We start from the raw sequence: 21,329 nt of genomic DNA on the forward strand, positions 1-21,329 counted from the left end.
CGTCGGCTTTCCGACAGGTGCCCGGGATGAATCACACCCGAAATTCGTGTGGCGCACGTTTCAAACAAGGGGGATTGGATCATAGTTGGGCACATGCCCCCGGGATCGGTCATGACCTTCGGCCCCCATGTCTGCGGCTCGGCTTCCGGGTTCGAACACGAGTGGCTCGTCACCGACGGGACCGGTGGTTACGCGACCGGGACGGTCGCGGGGCTCCGCACCCGGCGGTATCACGGCCTGCTCGTGACCCCGGACCGGCACCTCGCGCTCGCCGCCCTCGACCCCGTCGTCACCCTGCCCGGCGGAGCCACCGTGCGCCTCGCCGTGCATGAGTGGGCGTCCGGCGCGATCGAGCCGGCCGGCCACCACCACCTCGAGCACTTCGAGCTCGCCGACGGCGTGCCGCGCTGGCGCTGGCGGATCGGCGAGGTCGTGATCGAGCGCGAGGTCGCGATGACGCACGGGCGCAACAGCGTCGCCGTCGTGCACCGGCTCGTCGACGCGCCCGCCGGTGTCACGGTCGAGCTGGCGCTGACCGCGCTGTGCACGTGGCGCGACGCCGACGGCGAACGGGACCGGACGACCGAGCCGCCGGCGGTCGAGCTGGCCGGGGGCGGCGGGTTCACCGTCGACGGCGCCTACCGCGTCGACGGGCCGGACTTCCGGCCGGTCGGCGAGTGGTACCTCGACGCGTACGCCCGCGAGGAGGCGGCCCGGGGCCTGAACCCGGTCGAGGACCTGTGGGCCGCCGGCACGTTCCAGGCCACCCTGGCCCTCGACGAGACGCTGTCGGTGTCCGCCTGGTCCGGCGACCTCGACGCCGTGCCTCCCGCGGCGGCCACCGTGGTGGCCGACACGCGGCGCCGGGCGCGGAAGCTGCTGCGGACCGCCGCCACCGCCGGTGCCCGCGACGCCGTCGACAAGGCGCTCGTGCTCGCCGCCGACCAGTGCATCGTCACGAAGCCCGACGGGACGCCCGACGTCGTCGCCGGGTACCCGTGGTTCGGCAGCTACCTGCGCGACACGATGACCGCCTACGAGGGCCTGTTCCTCGCCACCGGACGGTTCGACGAGGGCGCCCGGCTGCTGCGGGCCCACGCCGACCTCCCCGAGCGGATGCGCGCCTCCCGCTTGGGCGACTGCGACGGGCCGCTGTGGTTCGTGCACGCCGCCGAGCGGCACGTCGCCCGTACCGGCGACGACGCCCTCGCCGCGGAGCTGCTGCCGGTGCTGGAGGGTGTGATCGCGGCGTACACCAAAGGCACCCGCGACGGCGTGCGCGCCGACACCTCCGACGGGCTGCTCGCCGTCGAGGCCGACGAGTCCGGCCTCACCTGGATGAACGCACGGCTGCCCCGCGGCCCCGTCACCCCTCGCGACGGCAAGCCCGTCGAGCTCAACGCCCTGTGGGCCAACGCCCTCGGCGCCGTGGGCGCGCTGCGGGAGCGCTGCGGGCGCGACGCCTCCGTCGTGCACTCCCGCCGGGAGGCGGTGAAGGCCCAGGTCGTCAAGCGGTTCCGGGCCCCCGACGGGTGGCTCTTCGACCTCGTCGACGCCCGGCCGGCCGCCTACCCGAAGGGCGGCGGCAGCATCCACGACGACGCCGTGCTGCGCCCCAACCAGCTGCTCGCGTTCAGCCTGCCGTATGCGCCGGCCGCCGACGAGCCACGGCTGCGCACGCAGGTGCTGCAGGCGATCGGGGCGACCCTCGTCACGCCGCTCGGGCTGCGCAGCCTGGCCCCGGCCGAGTACGGCTACCACGGCACCCACCGCGGCGGCGTGGTCGCCCGCGACACGGCGTATCACCAGGGGACCGCGTGGCTGTGGCTGCTGGGGCCGTACGTCGAGGCGCGGATCGCGGCCGGGCTGCCGGTGGACACCGTGCTCACCGCCGTCGAGGCGCACCTCGGCGAGTGCGGCCTCGGCTCCGTCAGCGAGATCGCGGAGGGTGACGCCCCGCACCGCGCGACCGGCGCCCCGTTCTCCGCCCGCTCGGTCGCCGCGGTGCTGCACGCGAGGGCCGCCATCAGGGCGAATCGCAAGTTGCAAACGGCATCTTCCGGCAAGACCGAAAAGTTGAAATTGGCCCGCGATGCTGCTCCGCGCAAGCGCCGGAACGCGCTACGGTGACAGTCGGCGACGAGAGGTATCCGCAATGCGCGTCTTGATGATCGCCTGGGATTTTCAGAGTCCGTCGACAGATGGTGCGCCCCGCGGGCGCATCGCAGCGTTGTCAGCAGCACTGGCCGCCGCCGGTCACTCGGTGACCGTGGTGACCCGCCATGGTCCTGTTCCGGAGTCCGTCGTCGACGGCGTGCGGGTGGTCCGCGCCGCGCCGCTGCCCTCGGCCGACGGGGTGGGCGGGGCCGGCGCGCTCGCCGACACGATGGCCGTCAACCACCTGCTCGCCGAGGCCGCGGTCCGCGCCGTGCCCGCCGAGGGGTATGACATCATCCACGCCCACGACTGGTTCGTCACCCACGCCGCGGTCACCCTCAAGGAGGCGCTCGGGGTGCCGTTCGTCGCCTCGATGCAGGCGACCGAGGCGGGCCGGCGGCAGGGCTACCTCACCGGCGACACCAGCCGCTCCGTGCACTCCGTCGAGTGGTGGCTGGGTTCCGAGGCGTGCCGGGTGATCGTGCCCACCGAGTACCTGCGGTGGGAGGTCCAGCACCTCTTCGACGTCCCCGATGAGCGGGTCGACGTCGTGCCCAACGGCATCGACCCCGACAGGTGGACGGCGAGCGCCCGCGAGGTCCTCGCCGCCCGGCTCCGCTTCGCCGGCGAGGGGCCGCTGCTCGTCTCCGCGGGCCGGCTCGTCGCCGAGAAGGGCGTCCAGGACCTGCTCGAGGCCCTCCCGGCGATCCGCGACCGGCACCCCGGCACGCGCGCCGTCGTCGTCGGCGACGGTGACTACCGGGCGACCCTCATCGAGGAGGCGCGCAAGCGCAAGCTGCACCGCGCCGTCAGCTTCCCCGGCCAGCTCGACCAGCGCACCCTCGCCGCGGTCCTCGCCGCCGCCGACGCGTTCGTCGTGCCCAGCCGGTATGAGCCGACCGGCACCGTCGCCCTCGAAGCCGCGGCCTCGGGTGCGGCGCTCGTCGTCGCGTCGACGGGTGGGCTCGCCTCGATCGTGGAGCACGGCGTCACCGGCGTCCGCTTCCCCGTCGGTGAGCCCGACGGCCTCGCCGACGCCGTCGACGCGTTGCTGCAGGACCCGATGTTCGCGCAGGGCCTGGCGACGAAGGCCCGGCAGATGGTCCGGGACCGGCACTCGTGGGAGGCGATCGCGGCCCGCACCGCCGCCGTCTACGCCGACGCGGTGGCCTCCGCCCCGGACTTCGAGGCCCGCCGGCACGCGGCGGTGGTCGGCTCCGGCCTGCCCGTCGTCTTCGTCCCGCCGGGCAACCTGCTGGCCGACCCGCCGGAGGTCCCGGTCGGCGAGCGTCCCGCCACACTGCTGCGCGCCGCCGCCGAGGAGGCCGCCTGGCAGGCCGGCGCGTCGGCCGCCCGCGAGGCGATGCGCACCGAGGGCGCCCTGTGGCACGACGCCGTCGAGCGGGAGGCCGCTGACCGCGCCGAGGCCGCCCGGGCCGCCGCAGCCCCGTTCGACGTCGTCATGGCCGCCGTCGAACGCCGCTGACCGCGCCCGACACCTTTTGTCCGCCCCGACAAGACCCAGCGCCTCGTGATCCGGTAGACCTTGTGCACCTCTGGCTGCACGAAGTCTTCCGGATCATGGTGTACGCCGCGCTACGGCTGACTCCGGTGGGCGTTTCGTGATCCGGTAGACCTTGTGCACCTGTAGCTGCACGAAGTCTTCCGGATCATGGTGTACGCCCGCCCGGCCGGCTCCGGTCCGCGGCGGGTCAGGTGTGGGTGGCGAGCCACTCCTGGAGCGGGGCGCACGAGCGGAAGAACGTCACCAGGTGCGTCTTCGCCTTCGCGGTGCCCAGCCAGGGCCGCAGCTCGAACTGGTGCCACGCGATCAGGCCCTTCTGCCGCAGCAGGTCCGCGCGGGGGTGGTCCTTCGGGAAGCCGCGCGGGACGGTCTTCAGCTGCTCGTGCGACGTGACCGAGGTGCCCTTCGCCTCCAGGGCGGCGACGATCTCGGTGAGCGGGGCGCCGCTGGAGTTGTCGGCGACCGCCTGGCGGAACTTCGCCAGCCGCGGGGAGTCCATCATGTACGCGCCGGCTCCCGCCGCCAGGCCGGCCGCCGTCAGCTGGACGTAGCCGCCCTGCTCGAACGAGGCCGCGCACGAGGTCTTGTACGGCGACTTGTCGGCGCTGAACCGCACGTCACGGTACGGGCGGAAGATCTTCGCCGGGCCGAACTCCGGCGCGAGCTCCTCCAGCAGGGCGAGCATCGGGGCGCGGACCTGCTCCTCGTACACCGCCTTGTGGGCGGTCCAGTACGTCTTGGAGTTGTCGGCCTCGAGGCCGTCGTAGAAGTCGAGGGCCTCGGCGGGCCAGCCACGGAACGCCACGACCAGCAGTCTATGTCGTCAGCACGAGGTGGGCGTCCGCACGCAGCCGCGACACGAGGGCCGGGGGAGCGGTCAGCGGTGAGCCGGCGGTGAACGGCGGCCGAGGGTCGTACTCGCAGGCGAGCTGGATCGACTGGGCCACCTGCGGCCCGGCGATCGTGGCCGCCAGGGTGAGCGCGAGGTCGATGCCGGCCGAGACGCCCGCGCCGGTCACGTACTTGCCATCCTGGACGACCCGCTCGGCGACGGGGGTCACGCCGTACATCGGCAGCAGATCCAACGCGAGCCAGTGCGACGTCGCGGTCCGGCCCCGCAGCAGGCCCGCGGCCGCGAGGATGAGCGAACCGGTGCAGACCGACGTCGTCCAGGTCGTGGCGGGGTCGACGGCGCGCAGCCAGTCGTGCAGGGCGGTGTCGGTCACCTGGTCGCGCACGGAAGGGCCGCCGGGGACCAGGACGAGATCGGGGTCGGGGCAGTCGGCGAGGGCCCGGTCGGCGACGAGGGAGAGCGCCCCGGTGTCGGTGCGGACGGGCCCGGCCTGCACCCCGGCGAACGTGACCCGCGCGCCGGGCAGCCGCGACAGGATCTCGTAGGGGCCGATCGCGTCCAGGGCGGTCATTCCGTCGTACACCACGAAAATCAGCTGCATGAGAACCGCTCCTTGTAGTCGGTCGGTGTGACACCGAGCGTCCGGATGAACGCGCGGCGCATGGCCTCGCCGGTGCCGTAGCCACAGGCACGCGCCGTGTCCTCCACGAACGCGCCCTCCTCGAGGTGCCGGCGGGCGGTCTCCAGGCGGACCCGGTCGACGTAGCGGCCGGGCGGCGTGCCGACCTCCGCCGTGAACGCCCGGCTGAACTGGCGTGGGGACAGGTTGGCCCGCCTCGCGAGGGCCTCGACGGTGAGGTCGCCGCCGGGGTGCTCGGCGATGTGGCGCTGCACCTCCCGCAGCGGGTCGCGGTCGGCGACCTGCGCCTCCAGCTGCGCGCTGAACTGCCGCTGCCCGCCGGGCCGGCGGACGAACATCACGAGGTGCCGGGCGATCTCGAGCGCGAGATCCCGGCCGTGGTCCTGCTCGACGACCGCGAGGGCCAGGTCGATGCCGGCGGTGACCCCGGCGGAGGTCCAGACACCCCGGTCGTGCACGAAGATCGGCTCGGTGTCGACGGTGACGCCGGGGAAGCGGCGGGCGAGCGCCGGGGCATAGCGCCAGTGGGTCGTGGCGCGGCGCCCGTCGAGCAGGCCGGCCTCGGCGAGCAGGAACGCCCCCGTGCACACCGACGCCACCCGCCCGGCCCGGGGCGCGGCGCCGCGGAGCCAGTCGACGAGCCGCGGGTCGCTCGTCCGGGTGCCGACGCCGCCGGGCACGACCAGCACGTCCGCCGGGTCAGCGTGGGCCAGGTCCTCGTCCGGCAGCATCCGGAGCCCGCTGGACGTCCGGACGCCGAGGCCGCCGACGCTGCCGGTGCGGACGCTGTACGACCCGCTGCTGGCCTGCTCGGCGCCGGCGAACACCTCGACCGGTCCGGTCACGTCGAGGCTCTGCACCCCGTCGAACAGCACCACCAGTACCCGCCGAGCCGCCATGCCTCCGATCCTCGCGGCGCAGCGGGGATGTCCGCAACGACGCCGACCCCACCTTTCATGCCATGCCTAGTGCCAGGTCCGCGGATCATGAGGGCATGCGGAAACGCCGGTCGACCTGGGACGGTCGACCGGCGTGGGTGGTGCTGGAGGGTGCCGGGCCTCAGCCCGCGCGGCGGCGGGCGCGGCGCATGGCCAGCTCGTCACCGCCGGCCTGGGCGAAGTCGTCGGCGGAGACCGGGACCTCCTCGGCGGGGGTGGCCGCCTCGGCGGGCAGGTGCGACAGGGTGCCCTCGATCTCCTTGAACGCGCCGGAGATCGCGATGCCGAACACGCCCTGGCCACCCTGCAGCAGGTCGACGACCTCTTCGGGGGAGCGGCACTCGTAGACGGTGGTGCCGTCGGAGATCAGGGTGATGCCGGCCAGGTCGGCGACGCCACGGGAGCGCAGGGTCTCGATCGCCTTGCGGATGTTCTGCAGGGAGACGCCCGCGTCCAGGAGGCGCTTGACGACCTTGAGCACCACGATGTCGCGGAACGAGTAGAGCCGCTGGCTGCCGGAGCCCGCCGCGTCGCGCACGCTCGGCACGACCAGCGCGGTGCGGGCCCAGTAGTCGAGCTGCCGGTAGCTGATCCCGGCGGCGTGGCAGGCGGTCGGACCGCGGTAGCCGACGTCGTCGGACTTGGCGATCGTACTCACCGAAACCGTGTCAGCAGCATGACCGGATATCCCGGGATCGGGCGGCTGTTGCATTGCGACCCACCTCCAGCGTCAACACCCGCAACCCTATAGCGCACCTTGAGGGTCAGCGGGGAGGTAACGCCGCGACACGCCGCGTGCCGGTGCGTCAAATTTTCCGCGCGTCGCCATCGTAGCCATTTGTCCGATATGTCGGCGGTACGAGGAGACCCTTCGGAACCGAACCTACTACCCGGCGAAGTCCTCCGGGCGGACCTGCTCCAGGAACTCGCGGAACTTCTCCACCTCGTCCTCCTGCTCGTCCGGGATGACGATGGCGGCCTCGGTGAGCACCTGGTCCGCGCAGCGGATCGGCGCACCCACCCGCAGCGCCAGAGCGATCGAGTCACTCGGCCGGGCGGAGACCCGCACGTTGTCGCCGATGACCAGCTCGGCATAGAAGATGTTGTCGCGCATCTCGACGATCTCGACCGCCTTCAGCGGTGCCTTGAGCGCCGCCAGCATGTCGCGCATCAGGTCGTGGGTGAGCGGCCGCGCAGGCTTGACCCCCTGCTGCTCATAGGCGATCGCGGTCGCCTCCACCGCACCGATCCAGATCGGCAGGTAGCGGTCGCCGTCGACCTCCTTGAGCAACACGATGGGCTGATTGGTAGGCAGCTCCACGCGAACACCGACCACATTCAGCTCTCGCACTGCCCGCCTCCGTGTCGACTTGCCACTCCCTGCACGGTACACGGACCAAGGGGCGGTCGTGCCACTCGCGCCACCGGCCAAGTGCGCTCAGTGGCGAAGATCGCTCCGGTCGAGGGTGCGAAGGAGGGTCTCACTTACCCAGGATCTCGCGCAGGCCCGCTCGCACCAAGGCGGCATGCACCCGCTGGGTCAGTGCGGCCAGCTCGTGGACGGTGTCCGCGGCCCGCGCCCGGGCGGCCGGCCCGCTCTGCCGGGTCATGGGCGTCACCAGCTGGCTGAACAGGCCGATCTCGCGGTCCGCTGCGGCCCGGTAGGCCCGCAGGTGGCGCGGCTCGATGCCGAACTCGGCCAGCCGCGCCGCCGCCGTCGCCACCTCGAGCGCGTCGGCGTCGAACCCGCCACCAGGCCGGGGCTTCACCAGGCCGTGCCCCTCCAGGGCGCGCAGCGTGTCGTCGCTCAGGCCGGCCTTGTCGAGCAGCTCCTCACGGTTGAGCCGCACCTCGGGGGTGGCCTCGACCGGCAGCGCGGACTGCGACACGTCGGTGAGCGGGTCGCCCATCGTCGCGAGATGCTCGCGGATCACCCGAAGCGGGAGATATTGGTCACGCTGGGCGGTCAGCACGTAGCGCAGCCGGGAGATGTCGGTCCAGGTGTACTTGCGGTAGCCGGCCGGCGTCCGCCGCGGCTCCACGAGACCCTCGGTCTCCAGGAACCGCAGCTTCGAGATCGTCACGTCCGGGAAGTCGGCGCGCAGCTGCGCGAGCACCTCACCGATGCTCATCAGGCGCTCACCCCGGGCAGCACCTTGAGGACCGCCACGGTCGTGCCCGTCGCGGTCCTGCGGTGTGTCCCAGGCGGCTGCCGACGCCGTCATCGCCTCAGCTCTCGTCGGGGCGCGGTCCTGCCACGAACACGAGGCGGAACTTGCCGATCTGGACCTCGTCGCCGTTGCTGAGGGTCGCGGCCTCGACCCGCTCGCGGTTCACATACGTGCCGTTGAGGCTGCCGACGTCGCGGACCGTGAACGTGCCACCCTCGCGGTGGAACTCGGCGTGGCGACGCGACACCGTGACGTCGTCGAGGAAGATGTCACTGTCGGGGTGCCGACCGCTGGTCGTCACGTCGTGGTCGAGCAGGAAGCGGGCACCGGCGTTGGGCCCGCGGCGGACCGCCAGCAGGGCCGTGCCTGGTGGCAGTGAGCCCGACACGCGGGTGGGGACCACGTCGTCGTCCTGCCCGGCGATGGCATCCTCAATGGCGCCAAGGTTGAGCGTGGACGTGACGTCGAGCGGGGGGAACTCGTCGTCTGGGCGCGTCATGGAACCACCTCACGGTCGTCTCTTCGGGTGTCCTCCGATGCGACAGGCCGATGCATACGGTTGACTGAGCGAGCCTAGTCACGCCCGAAATCACGGGTCAACCAGACGCGCGGCAGCCTATTGCCGTATTTCCTGTCAGTCTCTTCGGACGTTGTCTGCTGGTGCGCTGTTTCAGTTCGCGGTGCTGCTCAGCTGTTCTCGGTCAGTTCCCCGTACGCCGCGGCGTCGAGCAGCGCGTCGACGGCCGCCGGGTCGTCTGCCTTGAGCTCGACCAGCCAGCCGGCGCCGTACGGGTCGGAGTTGAGCACCTCGGGCGTGGCGTCCAGGGCGGCGTTGACCGCGACGATCTCACCCGACACCGGAGCGTAGATCTCCGACACACTCTTGGTCGACTCGACCTCGCCGAACGACTCGCCGGCCTGCACCTTCGCGCCGACCTCCGGCAGCTGCACGAACACGATGTCGCCCAACGCTTCCTGGGCGAAGTCGGTGATGCCGACCTTGAAGGCGCCGGCGTCGGCCGGTGCGAGCCACTCGTGCTCCGCCGTGTAACGCAGATCCTCGGGAATCACGTCGGTCCTTCGCTCGTGCTGGCCGGTCCATCGTCGGGTGCCGGGTCAAGCTGGCTTTGCGTATCGCAACTCACCGGCGGCGTGCAACGCTGTCACGCGCACCGGGTCCGCTTCGCGCACCAGAACCGTACCGCCGTGCTGCCGCACGCTGTCCACCACCCCTCCGGGGATGTTCAGCGCAGTGCGCATGGTGTCAGGCCCTCCGATGACCATGATCGTATACGGCGCCGTGAGACTCGACCCGGCGACCACCAGCCGGTCGTTGTCCCCGTCCACGAAGTAGGTCGCGGCGACGACGCGGACCGTGCCGCCCTCGCGCCCGCTGATCTGCATCGCCTCGGCGCCGGCGCCGCGCAGCTCCTCGATCGCGTCGAGGATGACCTCGGCCTTGACCTTCTCCGTGCCCGGGGTGATCTCGATCGACAGCCCGGGCCCCTCCGCCGGCAGCGTCCCCGCAAGGATCCCCAGCTCGTCGGCCCGTTTCCGGGCCTCGGCGAGCGCCGCGTCGCGCCCCTGCGCCCCCGAGTCCAGCTGCCGCCGCGTCTCCTCCAGGTCGCTGATCTCCCGCCGCAGCCGATCCTGCTGCGCGTCGAGATCCGACAGGATCCGCACCAGGTCCTCGGGCCTGGCGGCGGCCAGCTCGGCGTCGGAGTTGCCCGCCTTGAACTGCACCGAGATCCCGAACCCGAGCAGCCCCAGCAGCAGCGCGATGACCAGTCCGGTCCCGCCCCACCGCCTCCTGCCACCGGCATCCGTCGCCTCACCCGGCGGGGGAGCGCCCTCGGACTCACCCGGGACTGCTTCCGCGGGGGTCGTCCCGTGTTCCGTTTCGGGTTCTTCGCTTGCGGCCCGTTCCGCCGGGGGCATCTTCCTGCCCTCCGGCTCCGAGCCCCCTCTTCCGGACATTTCCGAAATGTCGCCCGTACGGGGGAGCTGGCGGGGTGATGGAGGGCGCCGGCGGGAAGGCGTCGAAGAGGAGCGCCCGGCACTGTCCTCGCCCGCGGGGGAGAGGTGCTCACCCTCGGCCGGTGAGGAGGACCGCGCACCGTCCTCGGGGTTGTCACCCTCGGCCGGCGAGGAGGGCTGCGCACCGTCCTCATGTGTGGGGTGGAGGTGATGTGTGGGGTGGAGGTGGTCGCCGTCGGCCGGCGGGGTGTCGTCGGTGGGAGTCATGCGCGGAAGAGATGACGGCGGATGGCGGCGGCGTTGCTGAAGATGCGCACGCCCAGGACGACGACGACGCCGGTGGAGAGCTGGCCGCCGACGCCGAGCTGGTCACCGAGGTAGACGATGAGGGCGGCGACCAGCACGTTGGAGATGAACGAGATGGTGAACTGCTTGTCGTCGAAGATGCCGTCGAGCTTCGCCCGCACGCCCCCGAACACCGCGTCCAGGGCGGCGACGACGGCGATCGGCAGGTACGGCTGCAGACCCAGCGGCACGGTCGGCTCGAGGAAGATTCCCGCCGCGACGCCGATGGCGAGTGCGAGCACCGCGATCACCGGTGACCTCCAGTGGGTGATGGCGACACCGAGGGTGCCGGCGGGTGGGCGTACCGCAGCGGGGGCTCGGGGGCGGCGGCGAGGACGAGGCCCTTGCGGGTCTTGACGGTGAACTGCATGCGGTAGTTGTCGACGTACCGGCGGAACCGGCGGGCGGTCGTGGACGAGGAGAACCGGTCGGCGATGTCGGGGGAGCCGATGGCGGCGACGTCGTACGGGCCGGTGACGGGCTTGAAGTCGACGAGGATCACGCCGCCGGCGGCGCGGATGGTGCTGGTGGCGGTGAGGCGCTGGCCGTTGACGGCGATGGCCTCCGCCCCGGCCTGCCAGAGGCCGTTGGCGACGTCCTGCAGGTCGCGGTCCAGCACGATGCCGAGGTTCTCCTCGGCGGTGTGGCCGGTGACCGGGTCGACCTGCGGGGGAGCGTCGACGACGCGGACGACGACCCCGTCGCCGGTGACCTTCGCGGTGCCGGCGCCGGCGGCGAGGCCGCGCAGCGTCGCGGCGCCGGAGGCGTCGGCGAGGGCGTTGTCGCGGGCCTCGTCGACCTGGGTGCGGAGCACGTCGACCTGGCGCTGCAGGTCCTCCGCCGTGCGCTGCCGCGAACGGACGTCGGCCACCAGGTCGTCGCGCGCCCGGCTCGCCGACGGCGCCTCGGCCACCACCTGGTGGTACGCCACGGCCAGCAGGAACCCGACGGCCGCGAGCGTCACGGCCCGGGCGGCCGGCCCCCACCGGGGCGGCGGCGTGCCCTCCCGGCGGCGGGCGGCGGCCTGCGCGTAGCCCGGGTCGAGCGGCGTGCGGAACAGGTCGCCGAGCAGGTCGTCGCGGCGAGCGAACGTCACGACGCGAGCCGGCCGGCCCGCACGTGGATCGCGGCCTGGATGAAGTAGAAGACGGCGGCCACCCAGTACAGGACGATCCCCCACCACAGGAGCGCCCAGCCGCTCGGCAGCGCCCACGGGCGAGCGGCCTCGCTGAACTTGGCGAGCAGCATCATCGGGAAGCCCATCAGCAGCACCGCGGTGGCGGTCTTGCCGACATAGTGCACGGGCGGCGGGCCGTGGCCGAGGACGCGCAGGACGACGAGGCACAGGATCATGACGGCCTCGCGGGCCAGCAGCGCGATCGTGAACCACCACGGCACGACGTCCTTGAACGTCAGCGCGAACAGCGTCGCCAGGATGTACAGGCGGTCGGCGAGGGGGTCGAGGAGCTCCCCGAGGCGGCTGACCTGCTTGAGGCGGCGGGCGGCGAAGCCGTCGACCCAGTCGCTGAGCCCGCCGACGACGAGCACGCCGACCGCCCAGCCGGTCGCGTCGGTGGCGAGGAACAGGTACAGGAACAGGGGCACGCCGAGCAGGCGGGCGAAGCTGATCAGGTTCGGCACCGTGAGCACCGGACCCAAGCTCTGCCGCTGGTCCACCGTCCGCCCGCTCTCCCCGATCAGCTGTACGACGACCGGAATGCTAGCAGCACCCGAACGCGTGCTCGCGCAGGCGCGGCGGGAGGTGGGACGATCGTGCGATGGCGCAGGCTTCCGGGGTACGCATCGGCTGGGACGACCTGCCGCCGTCGGTGCACGCGGCGGTCGAGCGGATTCTGGGCGGGCCGGTCGTGGAGGCCGTGTCGCAGGTCGGCGGGTTCTCGCCCGGCACCGCGGACAGGGTGCGCCTGGCCGACGGCTCACGGGCGTTCGTCAAGGCGGTCAGCGCCGCGCACAACGAGCATAGCGTCGTGCTGCACCGCGCCGAGGCCCGGGTCACCGCGGCGCTGCCGGCGGACGTGCCGGCGCCCCGCCTGCTCGGGTTCCACGACGACGGCATCTGGGTGGCGCTCGTGTTCGCCGACGTGGAGGGCCGGCAGCCGCTCGTACCGTGGCAGCAACCGGACCTCGAGGCCGTCCTGGACGCGCTGCGGCGGCTCGCGGTGCCGGCGACGGGGCTGCCGGCGCTGCCCTTCATGCTCGCGCACAACTTCGCCGGCTGGCGGCGGCTGGCGGCCGATCCGCCGCCGTCGCTGGATCCGTGGGCGGCGGCCAACCTGGACCTGCTCGTCGAGCTCGCCGACCGGGGGACGGCGGCCCTGGCCGGGGACCGGCTGGTGCATGTCGACATCCGCGCCGACAACCTGCTGATCCGCCCGGACGGTTCGGTGATGGTCGTCGACTGGCCGGGCGCCGCGGTGGGCGTCCCCTGGTTCGACACCCTCTCGCTGCTGCTCAATGTCCGCCTGTACGGCGGGGGGATCTCCGACGATGTGCTGGACTGCTTCTCGCCCGACCCCGGTGACGTGACCGCCGTGGTGGCGGGCCTGGCGGCGTTCTTCACCGACGGGGCCCGGCAGCCCGCGCCGCCGGGGCTGCCGACGCTGCGCCGCTTCCAGCAGGACCAGGCCGACGTCATGCTGCCCTGGCTGCGGGCCCGGCTCGACGCCGGGCTGCGCTAATTTCCAGGCTGGCTTTCTGGTCTAGCTTTCGGGGCGTTCCTCGCGGCGGCGCAGCTCCTCCTCGCGGCGGCGGAGGTCGGCCTCCCACTTGCTGAACATCTCCTCGTCGTCGCGGCGCGAGCGGGCGAGCTCGCGCAGGAACGCGGGGTCGTCGTCGGGCGCGACGGACCGCGGCCGCTCGCGCTCCGGGAAGCCGCTGCCCGGCCGCCAGGTGCCGCCCGCCCGGACGGCCTGCGGGCGCCCGGCGGCGTACCAGGCGATCCACCCGACCGGGGAGAACAGCAGGATGATGAACACCCAGGCGACCTTCGGCAGGTTGCGCACCCGGTCCTCGTCGGAGGACAGGCAGTCGATGAGCGCGACGACCAGCATCACCAGGTCGATCAGGAACAGCAGTCCATAGAGGCGAATCACGCCGGACATCATGGCAGCCCCCGGCGCCGTTGTCTGTCCCGGCCGATGGGATCCTTCAACCTTGTGGAAACCGCTGACCTCGCCGCGATCATCGCCGAGCGCTGCCGCCTGACCGGCTCGTTCGTCCTGCGATCGGGGCGCACCGCGACGCACTACTTCGACAAGTACCAGTTCGAGGCGGACCCGGTCCTGCTCGACGCCGTCGGCGCCGGGCTGGCCCGGCTCGTCCCCGCCGGCACGGAGGTCCTCGCCGGGCTGGAGATGGGCGGGATCGCGGTCGTCGTCGCGCTCGGCCGGCACGCGGGGCTGCCGTGCGCGTTCGTCCGCAAGGCCGCGAAGCCCTACGGCACCGGCCGCCTCGCCGAGGGCGCCGACCTCACCGGCCGCCGGGTCCTGCTGGTCGAGGACGTCGTCACCTCGGGTGGCCAGATCGCCCTGTCGGCCGCGGCACTGCGGTCGGCCGGGGCGATCGTCTCCGACGCCGTGTGTGTCATCGACCGTCAGGAGGGCGGGACCGAGGCGCTGGCGGCCGAGGGGATCACCCTGCACCCGCTGTTCCGTTTTTGATCTGCTTGCTAGATCTTTTGATCTGCTTGCTAGATCCCTGACTCGGCGGCGATGGTGGTGTCCGTACCGTGGCCGGTGTGGACGACTGTGTCGCCCGGGAGGGTGAGAAGGCGGGTCCGGATCGACTCCAGGATCGTCGGCTTGTCCGAAAATGATCGGCCGGTGGCGCCGGGGCCGCCCTGGAAGAGGGTGTCGCCGGTGAAGACGACGCCGAGCTCCGGCGCCGACAGGGAGACGGCACCGGGGCTGTGGCCGGGCGTGTGCAGGACCGTCAGGTCGGTGCCGGCGACCGTGATGACCTGACCGTCGGCCAGGGTCGCGGACGGTTCGAGGTCGGGGTGGCGCATGTGCCACAGCGGCAGATCCTGCGGGTGCAGCAGGATCGGCGCGCCGGTGCGCAGCGCCACCTCCGGGGCGGCGTCGATGTGGTCGTCGTGGCCGTGCGTACAGACGATCGCCAGCAACCGCCGGGAGCCGACGGCGTGCAGGATCGCGGCGGCGTCGTGGGCGGCGTCGATGACGATCGCCTCCTCGTCGTCGCCGACGATCCACACGTTGTTGTCGACGTCGAACGTCTCGCCGTCCAGCGAGAACGTGCCTTCGGTGACGATTCGTTCGATTCGCGCGGCCATACTCGTATCTTTACAGGCCCGGGAACTTCCCGTTGCGGAAGAGGTCGACGAAGATCTGGTGGTCGGCGCGGGCGCGGGCGCCGTACTCGTGCGCGAAGTCGGCGATCGAGGCGACGAACCCTTCCTCGTCGCGGTCGATCGCGGCGACGATCGCCTCCTCGGTGGAGAAGTTCACCAGATCGTGGCTGGACTCGTCGTCGGCGACCGAGTGCATCCTGGCCGTCGCCCGGCCGAGGTACTCGACCACGCTCGTCAGGTCCGCCAGCTCGTTGACGTCGCTCCAGTCGAGGTCCGCGGCGTACGGCGACACCTCCGCGACGACCTGCCCGACGCCGCGCAGCTCCGTGTAGCCCGCCCACGAGTCCGCGTGCGCCTGCAGGGCGTGCTGCGACTCGCTCGTGCGGTGGCCCTGGTGCTTGAAGTACGCCTTGACCTTCGGGTCGGTGATCCACCGCGACACCGCCGGCGTCTGGCCCTGCTTCATGTAGATGATGACGTCGTTCTCCAGCGCCTGGGTGTGGCCCTCGAGCAGCACGTTGTAGGACGGCAGGCCGGCCGAGCCGATACCGACGCCCTTGCGCATCACGACGTCCTTGATCGTGTACTTGGGCGACCGCGACCCGTCCCACGACGGCAGCGTGTGCAGGTACGCCGCGAACGCCGCCTCGACCTCCGCGCGGGTGTCGGCGTCCACCGCGTACACCCCGTCGCCCATCGCGAACCGGCGGTCGTAGTCCTCGATCACCGTCTGCTCGTCGAGCAGCGCGACCCGCGTGTTGAGCCGGGCCCGCTGCAGCACGTCGCGCAGCACGCCCTCGGTCGTGTCCAGGGTCAGCGAGCCGATCGCCTCCTCGCCGCCGGCGGCGATCGCGCGCAGCTCCGACACGTACGTGCGGCTGTACTGCTTGACGAGGTCGCTGATCACCGCGTCGGACAGGGCCTTCGCGTAGCCGATGAGCGCGATGCTGGCGGCGAACCGCTTCAGGTCCCAGATGAACGGCCCGACGTACGCCTCGTCGAAGTCGTTGACGTTGAACACGAGGATGCCCTCGGAGTTCAGGTACGTGCCGAAGTTCTCGGCGTGCAGGTCGCCGTGGATCCACACCGACGAGGTCCGCTCGTCGAGGAACGGGTCGGCGACGCCGTTGAGGTCGGCGTAGTAGACACAGGCGCTGCCCCGGTAGAACGCGAACGGCGTCGCCGCCATCTTGCGGAACTTCCGGCGGAACGCGGCGGGGTCCTGGGCCATCAGCTCACCGAACTCGGTGACGAGCACGTCGACCAGCTGATCGGCGCGCTGCTGGGAGTCGTTCATTGATCAACCGTATGCACAGCCGACCTCCGGCGGGCGCGCATTGGCGCAATCACGACAGCCTGTCGCGCTCCGCATCCGGTACGTTCGGCGGTCGGCATACCACCCACCCGTCGTCTACGCTGCCGATCTTGTGACCGCCGTGCCGATGCCCTGTGCGCGCTGCGACCTGCCCGGTTACCCCACCGGCGCCGAACTGCTCTGCGCCACCCACGGCGCCGTCCCAGACGCGGCGGCGGTCGAGGCCCTCGTCACCGCCGGCGGCACACAACCTCTCCCCGGCGGCGCTCCACGCTCCTCCGGCGACACCCGCCCCGTGGCCGGCTCTTCTTCTCCGGGTTTGGCTGGCGGCGCTTCGGCGTCTTCCTCCAGGCCTTCTCCTTCTCTGGGTTTGGCCGACGGCACTTCGCTGTGGCCTGTCGCTGGCGGCGGATCACTCTGGCCGGTCGTCACTGGTGCATTCATCGCCGCCGGTCTCGCGCACGCCGCCCTGCAGGCCTACTCCATCTGGGCCCTCCGGCGCGCGGACGCGGCGCTCCACGACCCGGCAACCACCCCGCCTCACGATGACGCCTTCCGGACTGCCGCCGACGCCGTGTCGCTCGCGCGGACCGGCCTCTGGTCGTACCTGGCCTGCTTCCTGCTGTGGCTCCTCCTCACCGGCGCCACCGCCACCCGTCTCGGCCTGGACCGGCGCGCCGCCCTCCGCCACTGGACGATCCTCGTGTGGCGCACCGCCCTCGTGCCGACGCTGACACTCGCGATCCTGAACGACCACCTGTCGCCCACCTGGCCGGCCGCCCACGCGGCGCTCGCCTTCGCCGTCTTCCACCTCCTGACGACGGCCCTCCTGCTCGCCCACACCACCGTCGTCCGCCGGCGCCTCCGGCCGTTCTTCCCGGGCCCTTCGTGACTCCTGTCGCTCGCTGGCTGCTGTACGTCGTCGCCGCCTACCTGGGCCTGCTCGGCCTCACCTACGGCATGGGCGTCGCCTCCACCTGGCACCAACCGCCCGCGGTTGCCCTGGACGGCTTCCCCGCCCGGGTCGACGCACCGTGGCCGTGGACACCGACACTCGACTCGGCGCCCGTCACCGCGGTGCCGGTCGCGATCGGCGGCAGCACACCCGGCCTGCACAACATCCTGACCGACACCGAGGGCAGCGTGTCGTTCGTCGACGCCCGCGGCGGCCAGCACATCCTCGACGTGGCCTCCGAGGGCGCCGCAACCCCCGGCGAGTCGCTGCTCCTGTCCCCCGACGGCACCATGGTCGCGTACCCGCACGACGCCCTGGGCTCCTCCCCGGACTCCTCGATCGCGGTGCGCACACTCGGCGACGGCCACATCCGCCGGCTCCCAGTCCCCGCACCGGCCGGCGGACACGCCACGCCGCTGGCCTGGTCGCCGCACCAGGACCGCCTCGCCGTGTACATCGAAGGCTCCTCCATCGGCGTCCTCACGCTCGACACCGGCACGTACCGCACAGTCCTCCCCTTCCCCGCCGGCCTCGCCGCCACGCCCCGGACGCCGATCGCCGCCGCCTTCTCCTCCAACGGCGACCTCGCCGTCCAGCTCGACACCACGGTGTGCGCCAAGCAGGGCTGCTTCTCCCTTCCCGCCGGCCAACGCCTCGCCGGCAAGGGCGCCTACACGCCCGCTGACAACTCCCTCGCCGTCGTCACCGACGCAGGCCGCGACTCCACCATCACCTTCATCTCCGAAACCAACGGATCCCCCCTCCCAGGCACCATCCACCTGTACGGCGTGACCACCCTCCGCCTCATCGGCTGGTGGGCCGACCGCGCCCTGGTCGTCGCCTTCCGCCCCGAGCCCGTGACCGACCTCGGCCCCCTCGATGACGAACGCGACTACCCCCCGACCGCCTACGCCCTGGTCCAACGCCTGTCGATCCTCGCCATCACCCCCTCCCTGACGACGCCCCCACCGCCCTCGCCGCAGTCCCAGCCTTCGCCGCAGCCTTCGTCACCCGCCCAGGTCACGTCCCCGCCGCCCCCTCCAGCCCAAGCCTCGCCTTCGCCGCAGGTCTCACCTCTGGCCGCGTCGCAGTTCTCGGCTCAGGTCGCGGCTTCGGCCTCGCCGCAGGTCTCACCTCCGGCTGCCCCACAGCTCTCGGCCCAGTCTTCGGTCTCGTCGCAGGTCTTACCTCCGGCTGCGTCGCAGTTCTCGGTTCAGGTCGCGGCTTCGGTCTCGTCGCAGGTCTTACCTCCGGCTGCCCCGCAGCTCTCGGCCCAGGCTTCGGCCTCGCCGCAAACGCCGCCCCAGGCGCAAGTCGCACCCCCGTCCTCGTCGCAGTCCCAGGCCCCCTCACACCCCGCGGCCCAGGTCCCGGCTTCGGCGTCGTCGCAGGTCTCACCTCCGACCCCGTCAGAGTTCTCGGTCCAGGCTTCGACTTCGGCGTCGCCGCAGTCCTCGGCACGGGCCGCCGTCCCGACGCAGGCTCAAGAGCTGATGGTCCTGCCCGATCAGATCCTGTCCATCGACATCGCCGATCGTGCCCTCCTCGCCGGACACACCAGCCCCGGCCGCCCGGCACCCGCCTGGCCGGCCCGTCCCGGTGTGCTCACCGCACTGGTCGGCCTTCCCGCCGCCCCGGTCGCGTTCATCGTCTTCCTCGTCGGCGCGATCAGGCGCGAGCTGGCTGCTGCATCCACCACTCTGTGAACTCCCGGCACTGCCCCACGGTGTCGAGCCGGATCAGCCACAGGTTGCTGAACACCCGCTTCGGATACACGGTCACGCCTTGCACAACGCTTAACTCAGATCCGACCGTCACCGGATGCCACGTGAACGTGGTCTCGCCCGGCCGGTCCCGACGAGCCAGCCACTGCTTCACGATCGTCGCCCGCCCCCGCCACGGCTCCTCGAACGGCGCCGGGTAGTACGCGGCATCCTCGGCGAACAGGCCGCCGATCTCGGCGGGATCATTGCTGTTCCAGGCCCTGACGTAGCCCGAAACCCAGTCGGTCACAGCCTCCAGATCCGTCATGCCATCTTCCTACTCCTTCCCCACGCGGCGTGCTCCGCTCATCACCGGGAATCGACGATGAGTAGCGACTTGATACCTCTTCGTAGATGCTGGCGCTTGCGGCTGGACGTCGGTCGGTGCACCCACGACGATGGGTTCAAGCCGCTTTCGGGCGGCGCAAGCCACCGGGACGGGGGTCGGGTGTGCGCCATCAACAGCTCTGTTTCGCCTTTCCACGAACCACTTCGAGTGCCGACCGGTCACCGGCGGCCTCGGTGGCCGTCGAGCCCACCGAGGGGCACGCCCGGCCTGCTGCGACTCTCGCTGCCGCTGGGCCGCGGTGGGCACAAGACGGGCGGGTCCGGGCCCGGGCGGAGTTTGCGGAGGCCCGCCGTCACGGCCTGGCTGCCCGGCATGCGACCAAGCTCACCCGACTCCGCAATGCCAGGCTGATCGCCGATCTGGACCAGGCCGCCGCCCACACGCCCGAGGCAAGCAAGGCCACTGTCCATGCACCCGAGGTGGATGAGTCCGCTGTCCGAGCGCCCCAGGTGAACGAGTCCACTGTCCAAGAGCCCGAGGCGGTCTCGGCAACTGTGCGAGCGTCCGAGGTGGACAAGTCCACTGTGCCGGCGTCCGAGGTGACGGTTGTGTCGGAGCCGCGACCCGCGTCCGCCCCTGATGGGTGCCAGGTCGAGGGGGAGCTACAGGGTGGTGCGGTCGAGAAGGAGTGTTTCGAAGGGCGGCCTGCGTCGGGCGGGCCGGGCGCTGGCAGCGGGAAGGGCAATGGCCGATCGCTGCGTCGGCTTGGCAGGGGTAGGGGACCGAGGGTCTGCGGTTGGGTTCGGTGTGGGGTGGGGCAGCGGTCTGCGAGTCGGGTCGCGGCGGTGGTGGGTCGTGGCGCCATTCAAGGTCGGCAGGGGCGCTGTGAAGGGCGAGGTCCGCCAGGGGTGTTGTGTCGGGCGAGGTCCGCCAGGGTGTTGTGTCGGGCGAGGTCCGCCGGGGCGTTTGTGCCGGGATCGTGCGGTGATGTCGCGGTGAGCCGTCTGCGGGTGTCCGCGGTGCGGGTGCGCTGTAGGTGGCGGCGGGAGTCCGGCCGCGTACGCTCTGGTCGTGGCCAGATTCCTCGACGTGCATCCCGACAATCCGCAGCCGCGGCTGCTGCAGCAGGTTGTCACGGTGTTGCGGGATGACGGGTTGATCGCGTACCCGACGGATTCCTGCTTTGCGCTGGGGTGCCAGCTGGGCAGCCGGCCGGGGCTGGAGCGGATCCGGGACATCCGGAAGCTGGATGACCGGCACCACTTCACGCTGATGTGCCGGGACTTCGCGCAGCTGGGGCAGTTCGTGCAGATCAGCAACTCGGTGTTCCGGCTGGTGAAGGGGGTGACGCCGGGCAGTTACACGTTCATCCTGCCGGCGAGCCCCGAGGTGCCGCGGCGGTTGCTGCACCCCAAGAAGCGGACTGTGGGGGTGCGCATCCCGGAGCACACGGTCACGCAGGCGCTGCTGGCGGAGCTCGGCGAGCCGCTGCTGTCCAGCACGCTGCTGCTGCCGGACCAGGACGAGCCGATGACCCAGGGATGGGAGATCAAGGAGCTGCTCGATCACCAAGTCGATGCGGTCATCGACGGCGAGTGCGGCGTCGAGCCGACGACCGTCGTGGACCTGTCCGGCGACGAGCCCGAGATCCTGCGGGTCGGCGCCGGCGATCCAAGCCGCTTCGAGTAGGTCGCGGCGGGCGAGGGCGTCGAGTCGGGATTCTGCGGATCGGCGCTGGCGATCCAGGCCGTCGCGGGCGGGTGGGTCGCGGTGGTGGGCAGCCGACTGGAGGCCGCCGGGCGATTGTCCGGCGGGCGGGTGCTGCGGGCCTGGAGTGAGAGCCCTGCGGGTAAGGGTTACAGGCTCGGCATGGTGCCGCGGGGTGGGGTCTGGCAGTAGTGCTGCGGAGTGGGGATTGCGGCCCTGGCACAAGTCCTGCGGCCCTGGCGTGGGGTCCTGCGGACGTGGCGTGTGCTCGGAGGTGGCGTGGGTGCGGCTGGGAGGGTTTGGGCCTGGTGGGCGCTCTGCAGGTGGGGTGCTGCGAGTGTGGCATGGGTGCCGCGGGTGGGCG

The 21,329-nt window shown here is 71.9% G+C and carries 23 protein-coding genes; 7 read left to right on the plus strand and 16 right to left on the minus strand.

All coding sequences use genetic code 11. The annotated features are described in order from the left end of the window. Nucleotides 1-93: 93 nt before the first annotated feature. Both ABD332_RS00210 and ABD332_RS00215 read left to right on the plus strand, forming a co-directional pair. Nucleotides 94-2,130: an amylo-alpha-1,6-glucosidase gene (locus ABD332_RS00210; RefSeq protein WP_344498158.1), complete on the plus strand. Its 2,037-nt coding sequence runs from the start codon at nt 94-96 to the stop codon at nt 2,128-2,130. Between the two features lie 100 nt (nt 2,131-2,230). Beyond that, nucleotides 2,231-3,643, plus strand: coding sequence for a glycosyltransferase family 4 protein (locus tag ABD332_RS00215; protein WP_344498160.1), 1,413 nt, complete (start codon nt 2,231-2,233; stop codon nt 3,641-3,643). A gap of 226 nt (nt 3,644-3,869) precedes the next feature. Here ABD332_RS00215 and ABD332_RS00220 read toward each other — a convergent pair whose 3' ends face one another. The 12 genes from ABD332_RS00220 to clsA all read right to left on the minus strand — a co-directional run bounded on the left by ABD332_RS00220 (nt 3,870) and on the right by clsA (nt 12,265). Then, nucleotides 3,870-4,487, minus strand: coding sequence for a DUF2461 domain-containing protein (locus tag ABD332_RS00220; protein ID WP_344498163.1), 618 nt, complete (start codon nt 4,485-4,487; stop codon nt 3,870-3,872). Between the two features lie 10 nt (nt 4,488-4,497). Next, nucleotides 4,498-5,136 (minus strand): DJ-1/PfpI family protein, encoded by a 639-nt coding sequence (locus tag ABD332_RS00225; RefSeq protein ID WP_344498165.1) that lies wholly within the window; start codon nt 5,134-5,136, stop codon nt 4,498-4,500. Continuing rightward, the gene (locus tag ABD332_RS00230; RefSeq protein ID WP_344498167.1) at nt 5,127-6,074 is read right to left on the minus strand and encodes a GlxA family transcriptional regulator; all 948 of its coding nucleotides are present in this window, start codon (nt 6,072-6,074) and stop codon (nt 5,127-5,129) included. The genes ABD332_RS00225 and ABD332_RS00230 overlap by 10 nt, the downstream gene beginning before the upstream one ends. Nucleotides 6,075-6,234: 160 nt before the next feature. After that, nucleotides 6,235-6,825 carry a MerR family transcriptional regulator gene (locus tag ABD332_RS00235; protein WP_344498169.1) on the minus strand — a complete coding sequence of 197 codons (591 nt, stop codon included), beginning with the start codon at nt 6,823-6,825 and terminating at the stop codon, nt 6,235-6,237. A 174-nt stretch (nt 6,826-6,999) separates the two neighbouring features. Then, nucleotides 7,000-7,464: a bifunctional nuclease family protein gene (locus ABD332_RS00240; RefSeq protein WP_033358824.1), complete on the minus strand. Its 465-nt coding sequence runs from the start codon at nt 7,462-7,464 to the stop codon at nt 7,000-7,002. 130 nt (nt 7,465-7,594) lie between these two features. After that, nucleotides 7,595-8,245 (minus strand): transcriptional regulator FtsR, encoded by a 651-nt coding sequence (gene ftsR / locus ABD332_RS00245; RefSeq protein WP_344498172.1) that lies wholly within the window; start codon nt 8,243-8,245, stop codon nt 7,595-7,597. 97 nt (nt 8,246-8,342) lie between these two features. Continuing rightward, complete coding sequence (gene odhI / locus ABD332_RS00250; RefSeq protein ID WP_344498174.1) at nt 8,343-8,783, minus strand: oxoglutarate dehydrogenase inhibitor Odhl; 441 nt, start codon at nt 8,781-8,783, stop codon at nt 8,343-8,345. A 188-nt stretch (nt 8,784-8,971) separates the two neighbouring features. Next, nucleotides 8,972-9,355, minus strand: coding sequence for a glycine cleavage system protein GcvH (gene gcvH / locus ABD332_RS00255; RefSeq protein ID WP_344498176.1), 384 nt, complete (start codon nt 9,353-9,355; stop codon nt 8,972-8,974). Nucleotides 9,356-9,400: 45 nt separating this feature from the next. Beyond that, complete coding sequence (locus ABD332_RS00260) at nt 9,401-10,261, minus strand: DUF881 domain-containing protein (protein ID WP_344498178.1); 861 nt, start codon at nt 10,259-10,261, stop codon at nt 9,401-9,403. Nucleotides 10,262-10,524: 263 nt separating this feature from the next. Beyond that, nucleotides 10,525-10,857: a small basic family protein gene (locus ABD332_RS00265; protein ID WP_344498180.1), complete on the minus strand. Its 333-nt coding sequence runs from the start codon at nt 10,855-10,857 to the stop codon at nt 10,525-10,527. Next, entirely contained in the window at nt 10,854-11,702 is an 849-nt protein-coding gene (locus tag ABD332_RS00270; protein WP_344498182.1) for a DUF881 domain-containing protein, read from the minus strand. The genes ABD332_RS00265 and ABD332_RS00270 overlap by 4 nt, the downstream gene beginning before the upstream one ends. Further along, on the minus strand, nt 11,699-12,265 hold the full coding sequence (clsA, locus tag ABD332_RS00275) for a cardiolipin synthase ClsA (RefSeq protein WP_344500652.1): 567 nt from the start codon (nt 12,263-12,265) through the stop codon (nt 11,699-11,701). The genes ABD332_RS00270 and clsA overlap by 4 nt, the downstream gene beginning before the upstream one ends. A 119-nt stretch (nt 12,266-12,384) precedes the next feature. Between clsA and ABD332_RS00280 the strand changes: the two genes are divergently transcribed. Continuing rightward, the gene (locus ABD332_RS00280) at nt 12,385-13,305 is read left to right on the plus strand and encodes a phosphotransferase family protein (RefSeq protein ID WP_344498184.1); all 921 of its coding nucleotides are present in this window, start codon (nt 12,385-12,387) and stop codon (nt 13,303-13,305) included. 21 nt (nt 13,306-13,326) lie between these two features. On the opposite strand, the gene ABD332_RS00285 is transcribed toward ABD332_RS00280, so the two are convergent. After that, complete coding sequence (locus ABD332_RS00285) at nt 13,327-13,719, minus strand: PLD nuclease N-terminal domain-containing protein (RefSeq protein WP_344498186.1); 393 nt, start codon at nt 13,717-13,719, stop codon at nt 13,327-13,329. A 63-nt stretch (nt 13,720-13,782) separates the two neighbouring features. Here ABD332_RS00285 and pyrE point away from each other — a divergent pair, with 63 nt between their 5' ends. Continuing rightward, nucleotides 13,783-14,286, plus strand: a complete 504-nt coding sequence (pyrE, locus tag ABD332_RS00290; RefSeq protein WP_344498188.1) for an orotate phosphoribosyltransferase — start codon at nt 13,783-13,785, stop codon at nt 14,284-14,286. A 29-nt stretch (nt 14,287-14,315) separates the two neighbouring features. Here pyrE and ABD332_RS00295 read toward each other — a convergent pair whose 3' ends face one another. Both ABD332_RS00295 and ABD332_RS00300 read right to left on the minus strand, forming a co-directional pair. Beyond that, complete coding sequence (locus ABD332_RS00295) at nt 14,316-14,918, minus strand: MBL fold metallo-hydrolase (protein ID WP_344498190.1); 603 nt, start codon at nt 14,916-14,918, stop codon at nt 14,316-14,318. A 10-nt stretch (nt 14,919-14,928) separates the two neighbouring features. Further along, the gene (locus tag ABD332_RS00300) at nt 14,929-16,233 is read right to left on the minus strand and encodes a DUF2252 domain-containing protein (RefSeq protein WP_344498192.1); all 1,305 of its coding nucleotides are present in this window, start codon (nt 16,231-16,233) and stop codon (nt 14,929-14,931) included. Nucleotides 16,234-16,363: 130 nt separating this feature from the next. On the opposite strand from ABD332_RS00300, the gene ABD332_RS00305 reads away from it, so the two are divergent. Together ABD332_RS00305 and ABD332_RS00310 are read left to right on the plus strand one after the other, a co-directional pair. Next, on the plus strand, nt 16,364-17,143 hold the full coding sequence (locus ABD332_RS00305; RefSeq protein WP_344498194.1) for a hypothetical protein: 780 nt from the start codon (nt 16,364-16,366) through the stop codon (nt 17,141-17,143). Further along, nucleotides 17,140-18,912 carry a hypothetical protein gene (locus ABD332_RS00310; protein ID WP_344498196.1) on the plus strand — a complete coding sequence of 591 codons (1,773 nt, stop codon included), beginning with the start codon at nt 17,140-17,142 and terminating at the stop codon, nt 18,910-18,912. The genes ABD332_RS00305 and ABD332_RS00310 overlap by 4 nt, the downstream gene beginning before the upstream one ends. Here ABD332_RS00310 and ABD332_RS00315 read toward each other — a convergent pair. Next, complete coding sequence (locus ABD332_RS00315; RefSeq protein WP_344498198.1) at nt 18,875-19,237, minus strand: YybH family protein; 363 nt, start codon at nt 19,235-19,237, stop codon at nt 18,875-18,877. The two genes, ABD332_RS00310 and ABD332_RS00315, sit on opposite strands and share 38 nt — an antisense overlap. Nucleotides 19,238-20,329: 1,092 nt before the next feature. Between ABD332_RS00315 and ABD332_RS00320 the strand changes: the two genes are divergently transcribed. Then, nucleotides 20,330-20,947: an L-threonylcarbamoyladenylate synthase gene (locus tag ABD332_RS00320; protein ID WP_344498200.1), complete on the plus strand. Its 618-nt coding sequence runs from the start codon at nt 20,330-20,332 to the stop codon at nt 20,945-20,947. Nucleotides 20,948-21,329 lie beyond the last annotated feature (382 nt).

Source organism: Dactylosporangium maewongense, assembly GCF_039531485.1.
Taxonomy (GTDB): Bacteria; Actinomycetota; Actinomycetes; order Mycobacteriales; family Micromonosporaceae; genus Dactylosporangium; species Dactylosporangium maewongense.

Coding starts and splice junctions, on each gene's coding strand:
- ABD332_RS00210 (WP_344498158.1), top strand. CDS start 94: ATGCCCCCGGGATCGGTCATGACCTTCGGCCCCCATGTCTGCGGCTCG.
- ABD332_RS00225 (WP_344498165.1), bottom strand. CDS start 5,136: ATGCAGCTGATTTTCGTGGTGTACGACGGAATGACCGCCCTGGACGCG.
- ABD332_RS00295 (WP_344498190.1), bottom strand. CDS start 14,918: ATGGCCGCGCGAATCGAACGAATCGTCACCGAAGGCACGTTCTCGCTG.
- ABD332_RS00300 (WP_344498192.1), bottom strand. CDS start 16,233: ATGAACGACTCCCAGCAGCGCGCCGATCAGCTGGTCGACGTGCTCGTC.
- ftsR (WP_344498172.1), bottom strand. CDS start 8,245: ATGAGCATCGGTGAGGTGCTCGCGCAGCTGCGCGCCGACTTCCCGGAC.
- odhI (WP_344498174.1), bottom strand. CDS start 8,783: ATGACGCGCCCAGACGACGAGTTCCCCCCGCTCGACGTCACGTCCACG.
- ABD332_RS00315 (WP_344498198.1), bottom strand. CDS start 19,237: ATGACGGATCTGGAGGCTGTGACCGACTGGGTTTCGGGCTACGTCAGG.
- ABD332_RS00260 (WP_344498178.1), bottom strand. CDS start 10,261: ATGTCCGGAAGAGGGGGCTCGGAGCCGGAGGGCAGGAAGATGCCCCCG.
- ABD332_RS00235 (WP_344498169.1), bottom strand. CDS start 6,825: ATGCAACAGCCGCCCGATCCCGGGATATCCGGTCATGCTGCTGACACG.
- ABD332_RS00230 (WP_344498167.1), bottom strand. CDS start 6,074: ATGGCGGCTCGGCGGGTACTGGTGGTGCTGTTCGACGGGGTGCAGAGC.
- ABD332_RS00280 (WP_344498184.1), top strand. CDS start 12,385: ATGGCGCAGGCTTCCGGGGTACGCATCGGCTGGGACGACCTGCCGCCG.